Source organism: Micromonospora sp. A200, assembly GCF_029893845.1.
GTDB classification, from domain to species: domain Bacteria; phylum Actinomycetota; class Actinomycetes; order Mycobacteriales; family Micromonosporaceae; genus Micromonospora; species Micromonospora purpureochromogenes.
Map to the genome: position 1 here is coordinate 22,400 of NZ_JARXXY010000032.1, position 13,942 is coordinate 36,341.

Sequence of the window (13,942 nt, forward strand, 5' to 3'; positions counted from 1 at the left end):
ACGAAGTGGTCACAAGGCAGCGTTCGGTAGTGACACCGCCACAACGCAGCACAAAGGATTCGCTCACGCGTGCCCTGTCATCTCAGGGCCCTGTTCTCTGGAGGAAAGAGAACGTGAGCAAACCCCGCAACCTGAGCCGGCGTACCTCCGCCGGGCTCTTCGCCTCGGTCGTGGCCGCCGGCGCCATGGCCGGCGCGGGCGGCGCCGCCACCGCGAGCGCCGCGCCCGCCACCACCCCGGACGCCCCGGCCAACGCCGTCGAGGCGCTCGGCTCGCACGACGCCAAGCTGCTCGCCGAGGCCGAGGCGAAGCACGCGCCGACCGTGACCCTGATCGTCGCCACCGAGAAGGGTGAGGCGAAGGACGTCGCCGCGGCGATGAAGGACCTCGGCGGCACGGTCAGCCAGCGCTTCGACTCGATCGGCTACGTGCTGGCCAAGGTGCCTACCGCAAAGGTGCTGAAGGCCGCCACGCTGCCGGGCGTCGCCGCGGTCGACCTCGACGAGACCATCCAGCTCCCCGACCCGACCCCGGAGTCCGCGCCGAACGGCGCAACCGCCGCCGCGCAGGGCGAGACCCTGGCCGGGCCGGGCGTCGGCACCGGCGCGGTCAACCCGTACATGCCGACCAACGAGACCGGCGCGGAGGCCTTCAAGGCCACCCACCCCGAGTGGGACGGGCGCGGGGTCACCATCGGCATCATGGACTCCGGTGTGGACCTGGATCAGCCGGCGTTGCAGAAGACCACCACCGGCGAGCGCAAGATCGTCGACTGGGTCACCGCGACCGACCCGCTGGAGGACGCCACCTGGCGGGCGATGATCACCGAGGTGACCGGCCCGACGTTCACCATCGGCACCACCGCCTGGACGGCCCCGGCCGGCACCTACCGGTTCGCCACCTTCCGTGAGTCGATCACGGTGGGCAGCGACCCGGCCGGCGACGTCAACCGCGACGGCGACACCACCGACTCGTGGGGTGTCCTCTACGACACCACCAGCCACGACATCTGGGTGGACGTCAACCAGAACCGCAACTTCACCGACGACGAGCTGATGCGCCCGTACAAGGAGAAGTTCCAGGTCGGGCACTTCGGCACCGACAACCCGGCCACCGCGGTCCGCGAGCAGATCCCGTTCGTGGTCGAGTACCGCGAGGACGTCGACACCGCGCCGGTGGGCGGCCCCGGCCTGGTCGACTACGTCAACATCGGCATTATCGAGGCCACCCACGGCACGCACGTCGCCGGCATCACCGCCGCCAACGACATGCTCGGCAACACCGCCCTCGACGGCGCGGCGCCCGGCGCCAAGCTGGTCTCCGCCCGGGCCTGCTCCTGGGGCGGCGGCTGCACCGCCGCGGCGCTCACCACCGGCATGGCCGACCTGGTGATCAACCGCAAGGTCGACGTGGTCAACATGTCGATCGGCGGCCTGCCGGCGCTGAACGACGGCTCCAACGCCCGCGCCCAGCTCTACAACGACCTGATCAGCACCTACGGCGTGCAGCTGTTCATCTCGGCCGGCAACTCCGGTCCGGGCCTGAACACCATCGGCGACCCGTCGGTGGCGTCCAACGTGGTCAGCGTCGCGGCCAGCATCAGCAAGCAGACCTGGTTGGCCAACTACGGCTCGGTGGTCCGCAAGGACAATGCGCTGTTCAACTTCTCCTCGCGCGGCCCGCGTGAGGACGGCGGCTTCAAGCCGAACATCGCGGCCCCCGGCTCGGCGATCTCCACCGCGCCGACCTGGCAGGCGGGCAACCCGGTCCCCGAGGCCGGCTACCCGCTGCCGCCGGGCTACCAGATGCTCAACGGCACCTCGATGGCCTCCCCGCAGGCCGCCGGCGCCGCCGCGCTGCTGCTCTCCGCCGCCAAGGCGAACGACCAGGGCGTCACCCCGGCCGCGCTGCGCCGGGCCATCTTCACCTCGGCCCAGCCGATCGCCGGTGTCGCCACGTACGCCCAGGGCTACGGCATGCTCAACGTGCCCGGCGCCTGGGACCTGCTCGCCGACGGCGTCGAAACCCGCTCGTACGCCTCCGACGCGCCGGTCTGCACCGAGCTCTCGAAGAACCTGACCCGCTACGACGCGGGCACCGGGCGCTTCGTGCCGAACCCGAACCGGGGCACCGGCGTCTACAACCGGTGCGCAGCCGGCCTGGGCGGCCAGAAGGTCGACCAGACCCGGACGTACAAGGTCAAGATCACCCGCACCAGCGGGCCGGCCCGCAGCATCCGGCACGACGTCACGCTGCGCGGCAACGACGGCACCTTCACCGCGCCGCGGTCGGTGGTGCTGCCGCTGAACAAGACGGTCACCGTCAACGTGGTCGCCAAGCCCCGCACCGACGGCGCGCACGGCGCCCTGATGACCATCGACGACCCGGCCACCTCGGTGGTCGACTTCGAGGTCTCCACCGTGGTGGTCGTCGGCAACGAGGTGAAGAAGCCCGCGTACTCCTACTCGGCCGAGGGCTCGGTCGAGCGGAACAGCTTCACGTCGTACTTCGTGACGGTGCCGGCCGGGGCGGGCGCGCTCCAGGTCAACCTCTCCGGCATCGCCACCGGCTCGCAGACGCGGTTCATCGCCATCAACCCGTACGGCGTCCCGGTGGAGAGCACCGCCAGCACCGCCTGCTACACCAACTTCTCCGACGCGGCGGTCTGCAAGCCGCAGGAGCGGGACTACCAGAACCCGATCCCGGGCATCTGGGAGATCGAGGTGGAGTCCCGGCGCACCTCGCCGGCGCTGAACAACCCGTACCAGTTCCAGGCGCGGGTGCAGGGCGTCAAGGTCGAGCCGGCCGTGGTGGAGCTGCCGTCGGTCACCGCCGGCACCCCCACCGAGGTGACCTGGGACCTGACCAACACCTTCGGCCCGGTCGCGGTGACCGGCAGGGGCGGCCCGCTGTCCAGCGTGCACGCCGAGCGGCCGACCATCGCCGAGGGCGCGCAGCAGGAGTACACCGTGACGGTGCCGGCCGGGGCGACCAGCTTCACCGCCCGGATCGGCAACACCGCCAACCTCGGCGCCGACCTGGACCTGTCGGTCTTCCGGGGGGCCACCCGGGTGGGCATCTCGGCCGACGGTGACTCGGAGGAGGCGGTCACCCTGAACAACCCGGTCGCCGGCACCTACCGGGTCGTGGTGGACGGGTACGCCGTCGACGGCCCGGGCACCAGCACCGCCTACGACTACCGGGACTCGTTCTCGGCGCCGTCGCTGGGCACGCTGGCCGCCCCGACCACCCCGCTGCCGCTGGACAACGGCGACACCGCCACCCTGACCGGTACGGTGACCGCCCTGTCCGCCCCGGCCGCCGGCCGGGAGCTCTACGGCGACCTGGCCGTCACCACCACCGAGGGCGCGGTCGTCGGCCGTGGCTCGGTCGCGATCGGCGCGGTGAACTGAGCACCGCCTGACGGCGGTCCCCGGACCGCCGAGCACCAGAGGAGCCCGTCCCCGATCCCCGGGGGCGGGCTCCTCCCTTCGCCCCCCTTTGCTCTGCTGCGGCGGGGGCAACACTGGGAGCGCTTCGCCGTTGCCGGGAGGCAGCAGAGCAAAGCGCGCGGGACAGGGGCGTACCCGTCTTACCTCAGTGGAGATCGGCGCTGGTCTCAGGAGCGGCGGGCGGACTCGACGACGAAGGGGGTGCCCTGCTGGCAGGTGGTCATCATGTCCGGCTTGGGCTGGCCGGTGACGGTGACCCGGGCGCCGACGGTGAGCACGTCCCGGGGGCCGCCGATGAGCTGGTAGCCCTCGACCAGCAGGCAGTTCGGCTCCACCCCGGCCTGGACGGTGCCGGTGATGGTGGTGGCGCCGGGGCCGGGGCCAGGCGGCACGCTGGGGCCGACCGGCGGCCGCTTGGTCGGGGGCAGCGCGGTCGGGGGCGGAGCGGTCGGCGGGACGGCGGTCGGGTCGCCCGGCTGCGCCGGGCCGCTGCTGGGCGCGCTGGTCACCGGCAATCCTTCCGAGGGGCTGGGGGTGCCCGTCCGGTCGTCGCCGTCCTGGCCGCCGCAGGCGGTCAGCGCCGCGCAGGCGACCAGGGCGGCGAGGACCATCCGAGGAGTCTTCATGCCCACTGGGACGTGACCGGCGGGCGATCCGTTCCCGGTCAGGCCCGCGCGGCGGCGGCCTTCATGTCGCGCTTGAGCTCCTGCGGCAGCGAGAAGGTCAGCCGCTCGTTGGCGGTGGTGATCTCCTCGACGTCGGTGAAGCCCCGCGCGGCGAGGTGGGTCAGCACGTCCTGCACCAACTCGTCCGGCACGCTCGCGCCGGACGTGACGCCGACCGTGCCGGCACCGGCCAGCCAGGCGTCGTCGATCTCGTGCGCGAAGTCGACCAGGTGCCCGGCGCGGGCGCCGGCGTCCAGGGCGACCTCGACCAGGCGCACCGAGTTGGAGGAGTTGCGCGAGCCGACGACGATCACCACGTCGCAGTCGGGGGCGATCTCCTTGACCACGTGCTGCCGGTTGGAGGTGGCGTAGCAGATGTCGTCGCTGGGCGGCGACTGGAGCAGCGGCAGCCGAGACTTGAGCCGGGCGACCGTCTCCAGCGTCTCGTCCACCGACAGGGTGGTCTGGGAGAGCCAGACGACCTTGTTCGGGTCCCGCACGGTGACCTTGTCGACGCCTTCGGGGCCGTCCACCAGCTGGATGTGCGCGGGGGCCTCGCCGGCGGTGCCGATGACCTCCTCGTGCCCCTCGTGGCCGATCAGCAGGATGTCGTAGTCCTCGGCGGCGAACCGCTTCGCCTCCTGGTGCACCTTGGTCACCAGCGGGCAGGTCGCGTCGATCGCCTTCAGCGAGCGCGCCTTCGCCTGCTCGTAGACCTCCGGGGCGACGCCGTGCGCGGAGAAGATGACGGTGGCGCCCTCCGGCACCTCCTCGTTCTCCTCGACGAAGATCGCGCCCTGGGCCTCCAACGTCCGCACCACGTGCTTGTTGTGCACGATCTGCTTGCGCACGTAGATCGGGGCGCCGTAGAGCTTGAGCGCCTCCTCCACGGTCTGCACCGCCCGGTCGACGCCCGCGCAGTAGCCGCGGGGCTTGGCCAGGAGCACGCGCTTGCCGGTCCGGGGGGTCGTCTCAGCCTGGGTCACCCGACCATCGTACGTGCCGGGTTTTCCGCCGGCAGCGGCTGCGACCCTCACCACAGCCGGGTCGGGACTGGCAGAAATGGGCGGACCGGCAGCGCGTACGGCCACCGGCCACCATCCGAAACCCACATTTCGGGCACGAAAGGACGCGCGCCACGGCGATCACCGACCAGGGCCCGTGGGTGCTCACCGCCCGGCCCGGCGAGCGGCACGCGCTGTCGGGGCTGCCGCAGGTCGTCGGGGGCTGACCGTAGGGTGGGCGGGTGACCGACGCCCCGCGCAGCACCCCCGAGGAGCCCTGGCCGGTCCGGGTGGTCAGCCAGAAGGTCGGCGCCTGGATCGCCAAGCTCGGCTGGGTCTGGGTGGACGGGCAGGTGGCGCAGATCAGCCGGCGCCCCGGCGCCAGCACCGTCTTCCTCACCCTGCGCGACCCGTCCGCCGACCTCAGCCTGACCGTCACCACCAACCGGGACGTCCTCGACTCCGGCGCGCCGGAGCTGCGCGAGGGCGCCCGGGTGGTGCTGCACGCCAAGCCGGAGTTCTACGCGGCCCGCGGCACGCTGAGCCTGCGCGCCGACGAGATCCGCCAGGTGGGGCTCGGCGAGCTGCTGGCCCGGCTGGAGAAGCTCAAGAAGCTGCTCGCGGCGGAGGGGCTCTTCGACCGGTCCCGCAAGCGCCGCCCGCCGTTCCTGCCGCAGCGGGTCGGGCTGATCACCGGGCGCGCCTCGGCCGCCGAGCGGGACGTGCTGACCAACGCCCGGCGGCGCTGGCCGGCGGTGGAGTTCCGCACGGTCAACGTGGCGGTGCAGGGGCCGAGCGCGGTGCCGCAGATCGTCGACGCGTTGAAGGTGCTCGACGCCGACCCGAGCATCGACGTGATCATCCTGGCCCGGGGCGGCGGCGGCATCGAGGACCTGCTGCCCTTCTCCGACGAGGCGCTGTGCCGGGCGGTCTTCGCCTGCCGCACCCCCGTGGTCAGCGCGATCGGCCACGAGACGGACGCACCGCTGGTCGACTACGTCGCCGACGTCCGCGCGTCCACGCCGACCGACGCGGCCAAACGGGTCGTACCCGACCTCACCGAGGAGGTCCGCCTCATCGGTCAGGCCCGGTCCCGGCTGGAACGCGCGGTCCGCAACCTGGTCGACCGGGAGTCGCACCGGCTCGACCTGCTCCGTTCCCGACCGGTGCTGGCCCGCCCGCAGGTGATGGTCGACCAGCGGGCCGCCGAGGTGAGCGCGCTGCGGGACCGGACGGGCCGCTGCCTGGACCACCGGCTCGGCGCGGCCGGCGAGGACCTGCGGCACACCCTGGCCCGGCTGCGCGCCCTCTCCCCCGCGGCCACCCTCGACCGCGGGTACGCGATCGTGCAGCGCGCCGACGGCCACGTCGTCCGCGCCGCCGCCGAGGTGGCCAAGGGCGATCCCCTGCGGGTACGCCTCGCCGACGGCGAGCTGACCGCGACCGTCGACGGCTGAGGAGTGTGGTGGGATGGGTGCGATGACCGACGAGACGAAGGACGAGCGGCTCAGCTACGAGCAGGCTCGCGCCGAGCTGGCCCAGGTGGTCGAGAAGCTCGAGGCCGGCGGCACCTCGCTGGAGGAGTCGCTGGCGTTGTGGGAGCGCGGCGAGAAGCTCGCCGAGGTCTGCCAGCGCTGGTTGGACGGCGCCCGGGCCCGCATCGACGCCGCCCGGCAGGCCGCCGACTCCTGACGCCCGCCCGACCGGGGCGGTGGACAGCAGCGGCGGGGCGGCGACAGCCACCCCGCCACTGATCGACGGCTCAGTTGAACAGGTTGTAGAACTCCTTGGGCGCCTCGACCACCTGGCCGGCCGGCGGCTTCTGCGCGGCGGCGGCGTTGCCGTAGTCCGAGTAGGTGACCTTGATGTCCTGCGCGGCGTTCTGGCCGGCGGCCGGAATCTGGACCACCATCTCGCTGAGCCGGCCCTGCGGGTCCAGCTTCGCCGTGAACGGCACCGACTTGGCCTGCGGGCCGAGCGCGGTGATCACGGACTGGTCCACCGAGCCGGCCTCGGCGGCCTTCGACACGTCGAGCGTGCCGGCGTAGGTGCCCTCGCCGGTCTGCCGTACCTCGGTGATGCCCTGGGTCAGCACCTCGCTGCCGGCCGGGTCGATCTTGTCGAAGTCGAAGCCCAGCGCCTTGTTGCCCTTGATCCGGGTCTGGTCGAGGTGCTGGTACTTGCCGAGGTTGAGCTTCTGCGCCCCCGGGATGCTGCCGGCGGACTTGCCGCCCAGCTCCAGCTTCACCCAGCTGTCCGGCTTGGCGTGGATCAGGTCGAGCTTCATCGACAGGTCCGAGGAGGCGTCACCGATCAGGACGCGCATCTCGGCGCTCTGGCTCGGCTCGTGCACCTGCCCCTCGGCGCTCGAACCGGCGCCGGACATGGTGAACCGGAAGTTGCCGTTCCTGATCTCGTTGGTGGAGTTGAGCAGGGCCTGCTTGGCGTCGCCGTTGATCGCGCCGGAGGCGCCCGGCGAGGCGCTGCCGGAGACCGTGGGGGACGCGGAGGCCCCCGCCTCGCCGGTCCCGGTGCTGTTGCAGGCGGCAAGCCCAGGAGTGAGCAGCGTCGCGGCGAAGACCGCCGCGCTGAAGCGCCGAATGGTCACGTGAACCTCTCAAGTGGGTCGTCCGGCCCGCGGGGGCGCCGGAGGCGTGGCGTCGAGGCCTTGCACCTGCCCCGCCGCACGAGTCCCGTCCGGCCGACGGAACGAGCCGGCGAGGTCGCGTACCTTCTGTTCCCTGACGCCGCGTTCGGCAATCCCTGTCCGGTCCACCTGATGGAACACTACTTCTCGGGTGGGGGCGACGGACCACGCCGCACCCCACCCCGGAGGCGTCAGTCCTTGAACATCTCGTAGACCTGGTCGGACGCCTCGACGACCGGCTTCGCCGGGGGCTTCTGCACAGGCCCGCCCAGGCCCGGCGGCGTCAGCGCAACGAGCCGGCGAGCTGCCGCAACTCGTTCTCCCGGGCGTCGCCGATCACCAGGATCGTGCGGTTCGGTTCGAGCAGCACCAGGGCCTGGTCGTTGCCCCGGCCGGTGTACCGCTGCCAGTTGCGCCCGCCCAGGTCGGTGGGCCCCTGGGGCTGCCCCTCGGCGGTCAGCTCGGCCGGCAGCAGCTTCTCCGGCGGCACGTTGCTCTGCAGGAGCTGGACGCCCCGCCCCTCCGGAGTGAGATAGCCCACGCGCAGGTTGGCGCCACCCTCGACGGTGCGGTAGCTGGCGCTGACCGTACGCCAGCCGGAGCTCAGCCGGGCCGGCTCGCTGACCGGGAAGGCGTTCGCCGCGCGGGCCTGCTCGTAGGCGGGCGCGGCGTCGATCACGGTCGGCTGTTCGCCGCCGAGGAAACCCCGGTAGAAGGCGACCAGCAGGGCGATCGGGACGAGGAGCACCAGCAGCGAGAGCGCCATGTCCTTCGGCGACCGCTCGGAGCGGGACTTCTCCTTGCCGGCGGGCCGCCCCCCGGCGGCCGGCCGCGCCGGCGGCACGTCGGCGTCCACTGCGGCGGCGTCGGGCGTCGGCTCGACCAGCGCCAGGTCGCCGTCGCCGGCGGGCGTCTCGACCAGCGCCGCCTCGGTGCCGGCCCCGGTCGCCGAGCCGCCGCCGGCCGGTCCCTTCGACGGGCGGGACCCGGCCACCGCGTCGGTCGCCCCGGTCGGGGTCACCGGCGGCTGGCCGTCGGGCGGGGTCTGGTCGGCGGGTACGCGGTCGGCAGGCTGTGCGGGGTCCACCCGTCCATTCTCGCAGCCGCGCGGGTGACCGATCCCGCCCACCACCGCCCCGCCCCGGCCCCGGACCTGTCATCGTGTGAGGATCAGCGACAAAGCCGGCAGCGGCGACCGCAGAACCCTGCCGGTCCACCCCGCAACGTCGCGAGGAGGAAGCCGTCATGACGACGAACACCAGGACGCGGATCCCCCAGGATCTCGACCGCAACCTTGCCCTCGACCTGGTCCGGGTCACGGAGGCAGCGGCGATGGCCGCCGGCCGGTGGGTCGGCCGGGGCGACAAGGAGGGCGGCGACGGGGCAGCCGTCGACGCGATGCGCAAGCTGATCAACTCGATCCAGATGCGGGGCATCGTGGTGATCGGCGAGGGCGAGAAGGACAACGCCCCGATGCTGTTCAACGGCGAGGAGGTCGGCGACGGCACCGGTCCCGAGGTGGACGTGGCGGTGGACCCGGTCGACGGCACCACGTTGATGAGCAAGGGCATGCCGAACGCGCTGGCGGTGCTCGCGGTCTCCGAGCGCGGCGCGATGTTCGACCCGAGCGCGGTCTTCTACATGGAGAAGCTCGCCGTCGGTCCGATGTACGCCGACGTGGTGGACATCAACGCCGGGGTGGCCGACAACCTGCGCCGGATCGCGAAGGTCAAGGGCACCGACGTTTCCGAGGTGACGGTCTGCGTGCTGGACCGCTCCCGCCACGACGACCTGGTCAAGCAGATCCGGCGGACCGGGGCGGGCATCCGGTTCATCTCCGACGGCGACATCGCGGGCTCGATCGCGGCCGCCCGGGGCGAGTCCGACGTCGACGTGCTGATGGGCATCGGCGGCACGCCGGAGGGGATCATCTCGGCCTGCGCCCTCAAGTGCATGGGCGGGGCGATGCAGGCCAAGCTCTGGCCGCGCGACGCCGAGGAGCGGGAGAAGGCGCTGGCCGCCGGGCACGACCTGGACCGGGTGCTCAGCACCGACGACCTGGTCACCGGCGACAACTGCTTCTTCGTGGCCACCGGTGTCACCTCCGGTGACCTCCTGCGCGGCGTGCGCTACCGGGCGGGCGGGGCGTACACGCAGTCGATCGTGATGCGCTCCAAGAGCGGCACGATCCGGGTGATCGACTCGTACCACCGGCTGGAGAAGCTGGCCCTCTACTCGGCGGTCGACTTCGACGGCCGGCCGCTGGCCGAGCAGGAGTGAGCACGGCCGGGACGGCGGTCCGTCCGACCGTCCCGGCGTCCCGGCGGATCGCCGCGACCGGGCTGGCGACCGCCTCGGGGGTCACGGTGGCCGTGCAGTCCCGGATCAACGGCGAACTGGGCGTACGCCTGGCCGACGGGATCGCCGCCGCGGTGGTCTCGTTCGGGCTGGGCCTGCTGGTGCTGCTGGTGCTGGTCCCCGCCACCCCGGGTGGGCGGCGGGGACTGCGCGACCTGCGCGCGGCGCTGCGGGACGGCGCCCTGCGCCCGTGGCAGTGCCTGGGTGGGTTGTGCGGGGCGTTCCTGGTCGCCACCCAGGGGCTCACCATCGGCACGCTCGGGGTCGCCGTCTTCACGGTGGCGGTGGTCGCCGGCCAGTCCGCGAGCAGTCTGGCGGTTGACCGGGCCGGGGTGGGCCCGGCCGGCCGGCAGCCGGTGACGCCGAGCCGGCTGGCCGGTGCGGCGCTGACCGTGCTCGCCGTCCTGCTGGCGGTGGGCGACCGGCTGGGCGACCGGGGAGCCCTGATGCTGGCCCTGTTGCCGCTGCTGGCCGGGGTCGGCATCGCCTGGCAGCAGGCGGTCAACGGTCGAGTCCGGGTCGCCTCGGGCAGCGCCCTGGCGGCCACGCTGGTCAACTTCACCGTCGGCACGATCGCCCTGCTGGTCGCCTTCGCCGTCGACGGCGCGGTCCGGGGCTGGCCGGCCGGCGCCCTGCCCGCCGAGCCGTGGCTCTACCTGGGCGGGCCGATCGGCATCGTGTTCATCGCGATCGCGGCGGCGATCGTCCGCTTCACCGGGGTGCTGCTGCTCGGGCTGGCCACCATCGCGGGGCAGATCGTCGGGGCCGTACTGCTGGACCTGGTCCTGCCCACCGCGGCCTCGCACCCGGGGCCGGCGACCCTGGCGGGCGCCGCGCTGACCCTGGTGGCGGTGCTGGTGGCCGCGCTCGGCCCGGCGCCCCGCCGCTGAGCCCGGGCCGGGCTCGCGGCGGGTGCCGGCGGGTCAGCGGCGCAGGGCCGTGACCGTCTCCTCGATCGCGCGGTCCAGCGGCGTCGCGTCGATGCCGAGGGTGGCGGTGGCGGCGGTGGAGTCCATCAGGTACGGCCGGTCGAACTGGTAGGCCGTCTCGCGCAGCTCCCGCGCGAACGGGTCGGCCAGGCCGCCGAGCCAGAGCACCGGGTAGGGCATCCGGGTCAGCTTCGGCGCGGGCGCGCCGACCAACGCCGCCGCGCGGGTGGCCAGCTCGCGCATGCCGGCGGCGGGTGCGCTGGGCACGTGCCAGGCCCGGCCCCAGGCCCGCGCGTCGGCGGCGGCGACGACGAGGGTACGGGCGACGTCCGGGATGTACGTCCAGGTGTGCGGGGCGTCCCAGTCGACCGGGAGGAAGACCCGCCGCCCGTCGAGCACCCGGGGCAGCACCAGCATCGGCAGGGACGTGCCGCCGGCGCCGAGGTAGTCGGAGCCGCGCACCTCGGTGACCCGGGCCCGGCCGGCCCGGTGGGCGGCGAGCGCCTCGGACCACATCCGGTTGCGCACCCCGCCCTTGGTGCCGGTGGCGGCGAGCGGGGTCTGCTCGGTCATCGGGCCGTCGGCCGGCCCGTACCCGTAGAGGTTGCCGACCGTGGCGAGCACGGCGCCGGTCCGCTCGGCGGCGGTGAGCAGCGCGCCGGCCAGCGGCGGCCAGTCGGTCGGCCACCGGTGGTACGCCGGGTTCGCGCAGTTGTACAGGGCGTCCGCGCCCTCGGTCAGCGCGGTGAGCCGGTCGGCGTCGGCGGCGTCGGCGGCGACCCGCTCGACGGCGGGGTGCTCCGGCCCGCTGCCCCGGCGGGTCACCACCCGGACGCGCTCACCCCGGTCGGCGAGGAGACGGGCGGTGGCCGTGCCGACCGGACCGGAGCCGACGATCACGTGCAGCGACATGGGACGCCTTTCGAAGCGGGGATACTAACCGAGAGCACTGCTCTCACTTGCCGACACCAGCATGCCCGTTCGCCCATCGGGTCGTCAAGAGCAGTGCTCTCTTTTTTGATTGCCGCTCCAGTCCGTGGCAGAGTGGACCCATGCCCGCTTCCTCGATCCGCGCCCGGGTCCGCGCCGAGATGCTCGACGAGATCAAGGCGGTGGCCCGCCGCCACCTCGCCACCGACGGCGCCAACCTCTCGCTGCGGGCGGTCGCCCGGGACATGGGGATGGTCTCCTCCGCCATCTACCGCTACTTCCCGAGCCGCGACGACCTGCTCACCGCGCTGATCCTGGAGGCGTACGACGCGCTCGGCGACGCGGTGGAGTCGGCCGACGCCGACGCCGACCGGCAGGACCTGCGCGGCCGCTGGCACGCGGTGTGCCGGGCGGCCCGGGACTGGGCGCTCGCCCACCCCGCCGAGTACGCCCTGCTCTACGGCAGCCCGGTGCCCGGGTACGCCGCACCCGACGACACCGTCCTGCCGGCCCAGCGCCCGCCGGTGACCCTGGTCGGCATCCTGCGCGACGGGCTGGTCGACGGGCGGCTGGCCGCCCCCGACGACGAGTTGCCCGAACCGGTGCGCGCCGACCTGGCCGAGATCGCCGCCGGGCTCTTCCCCGGCCTGCCGGAGTCGCTGCTGGCTAGGGGCATGGCCGGCTGGACCCAGCTCTTCGGCCTGATCAGCTTCGAGCTGTTCGGCCGGATCAACCGGACGCTCCCGCACCGAGACGCGTACTTCAACCACCAGACCGGCCTGATGGCCGACCTCATCGGCCTCCCCCACTGACCACCCGTCCCCGTCTCCCGCGATCTTGCACTTGCTGCCCCGACAAAGCGGCCATAGGGGACACACCAAGGTCCAAAAGTGCAAGATCGGCGCGGTGGGGTGGGTCAGCCGGCGTCGGAGGAGTGGCCGGGGAAGAGGTGGGCGCTCGGGTCGATGGCGACGGCGGCGTTGTTGACCGCGGTGGCCGCCTCGCCGAAGCCGGTGGCGATCAGCCGCACCTTGCCCGGGTATTCCGTGATGTCCCCGGCGGCGAAGACGCGCGGCAGGTTGGTCGCCATCGCGCTGTCGACCACGATGTGCCGGCGGTCCAGCCGCAGCCCCCACTCGGCCAGCGGTCCGAGGTCGGCGGTGAAGCCCAGCGCCGCCACCACCGTGTCGACCGGCAGCGTCTCCGCGTCGCCGCCGCGCACGGTGATCTCGGCGGCGGTCACCGTCGCGTCCCCGTGCAGCCGGGTCAGCTCGGCGTTGACGATCACCCGCACGGGCAGGGCCAGCACCCGGGAGACCGTCGACGCGTGCGCCCGGAACTTCTCCCGCCGGTGCACCAGCGTCACCGAGCGGGCCAGCGGTTGCAGGGTCAACGCCCAGTCGAACGCCGAGTCCCCGCCGCCGACGATCAGCACGTCCCGGTCGGCCAGTGCCGTCGGCTCGGGTACGAAGTAGACGATCCCGCCGCCCACGAAGCTCTCCGCCACCGGCAGCGGGCGCGGGGTGAAACTGCCCAGCCCACCGGTGATCACCACCGCGCCGCAGCGCAGCTGGTCACCGCCGGCGAGCCCGAGCACCGGCCGGCCGTCGACGTGGGCGAGCTTCTCGGCCCGGGTGCCGAGCAGGTACTCCGGGTGGAACGGCGCGGCCTGGGCGACCAGGTTCGCCACCAGGTCCCGCCCCTTGACGGCGGGGAAGCCGGCGACGTCCAGGATCAGCTTCTCCGGGTACATCGCGGTGATCTGCCCGCCCGGCTCGGGCAGCGCGTCGACGACCGCCACGGACAGCCCGCGGAACCCGGCGTAGTACGCGGCGAACAGGCCCGTCGGGCCGGCCCCGATCACCGCGACATCGACCTCGCGCATGGGCGTACCGTCGCTTTCCGCTGGCGGATCAACGCGTGCTGATGCCGACGGTAGGCCCGCCGCACCGGCCGG

At 73.3% G+C, this 13,942-nt stretch carries 12 protein-coding genes; 6 read left to right on the forward strand and 6 right to left on the reverse strand.

Annotated elements, in window-relative coordinates:
- The first annotated feature begins 113 nt into the window (after positions 1–113).
- Complete coding sequence (locus tag M2302_RS25635; protein ID WP_280840402.1) at positions 114–3,413, forward strand: S8 family serine peptidase; 3,300 nt, start codon at positions 114–116, stop codon at positions 3,411–3,413.
- A gap of 206 nt (positions 3,414–3,619) precedes the next feature.
- Here M2302_RS25635 and M2302_RS25640 read toward each other — a convergent pair whose 3' ends face one another.
- Both M2302_RS25640 and M2302_RS25645 read right to left on the reverse strand, forming a co-directional pair.
- Entirely contained in the window at positions 3,620–4,078 is a 459-nt protein-coding gene (locus M2302_RS25640; protein WP_280840403.1) for a hypothetical protein, read from the reverse strand.
- A gap of 38 nt (positions 4,079–4,116) precedes the next feature.
- A complete protein-coding gene (locus tag M2302_RS25645; protein ID WP_280840404.1) occupies positions 4,117–5,103 on the reverse strand; it encodes a 4-hydroxy-3-methylbut-2-enyl diphosphate reductase in 987 nt (328 codons plus the stop codon).
- 260 nt (positions 5,104–5,363) lie between these two features.
- Between M2302_RS25645 and xseA the strand changes: the two genes are divergently transcribed.
- A complete protein-coding gene (gene xseA, locus M2302_RS25650; protein WP_280840405.1) occupies positions 5,364–6,578 on the forward strand; it encodes an exodeoxyribonuclease VII large subunit in 1,215 nt (404 codons plus the stop codon).
- Positions 6,579–6,600: 22 nt separating this feature from the next.
- Positions 6,601–6,813 (forward strand): exodeoxyribonuclease VII small subunit, encoded by a 213-nt coding sequence (locus M2302_RS25655; RefSeq protein ID WP_088964870.1) that lies wholly within the window; start codon positions 6,601–6,603, stop codon positions 6,811–6,813.
- Positions 6,814–6,883: 70 nt separating this feature from the next.
- Here the strand turns inward: M2302_RS25655 and M2302_RS25660 are convergent, their stop codons facing one another.
- Together M2302_RS25660 and M2302_RS25665 are read right to left on the reverse strand one after the other, a co-directional pair.
- On the reverse strand, positions 6,884–7,729 hold the full coding sequence (locus tag M2302_RS25660; protein ID WP_280840406.1) for a hypothetical protein: 846 nt from the start codon (positions 7,727–7,729) through the stop codon (positions 6,884–6,886).
- Between the two features lie 322 nt (positions 7,730–8,051).
- Entirely contained in the window at positions 8,052–8,855 is an 804-nt protein-coding gene (locus M2302_RS25665; protein ID WP_280840407.1) for a DUF4245 domain-containing protein, read from the reverse strand.
- Between the two features lie 158 nt (positions 8,856–9,013).
- On the opposite strand from M2302_RS25665, the gene glpX reads away from it, so the two are divergent.
- Together glpX and M2302_RS25675 are read left to right on the forward strand one after the other, a co-directional pair.
- Positions 9,014–10,048 (forward strand): class II fructose-bisphosphatase, encoded by a 1,035-nt coding sequence (gene glpX / locus M2302_RS25670; protein ID WP_280840408.1) that lies wholly within the window; start codon positions 9,014–9,016, stop codon positions 10,046–10,048.
- A 47-nt stretch (positions 10,049–10,095) separates the two neighbouring features.
- Positions 10,096–11,016, forward strand: a complete 921-nt coding sequence (locus M2302_RS25675) for a DMT family transporter (protein ID WP_280840445.1) — start codon at positions 10,096–10,098, stop codon at positions 11,014–11,016.
- Positions 11,017–11,049: 33 nt separating this feature from the next.
- Here M2302_RS25675 and M2302_RS25680 read toward each other — a convergent pair whose 3' ends face one another.
- Complete coding sequence (locus M2302_RS25680) at positions 11,050–11,967, reverse strand: NAD-dependent epimerase/dehydratase family protein (RefSeq protein WP_280840409.1); 918 nt, start codon at positions 11,965–11,967, stop codon at positions 11,050–11,052.
- Between the two features lie 140 nt (positions 11,968–12,107).
- Between M2302_RS25680 and M2302_RS25685 the strand changes: the two genes are divergently transcribed.
- A complete protein-coding gene (locus M2302_RS25685) occupies positions 12,108–12,797 on the forward strand; it encodes a TetR/AcrR family transcriptional regulator (protein WP_280840410.1) in 690 nt (229 codons plus the stop codon).
- A gap of 104 nt (positions 12,798–12,901) precedes the next feature.
- On the opposite strand, the gene M2302_RS25690 is transcribed toward M2302_RS25685, so the two are convergent.
- A complete protein-coding gene (locus M2302_RS25690) occupies positions 12,902–13,870 on the reverse strand; it encodes an NAD(P)/FAD-dependent oxidoreductase (RefSeq protein ID WP_280840411.1) in 969 nt (322 codons plus the stop codon).
- Positions 13,871–13,942: the final 72 nt, after the last annotated feature.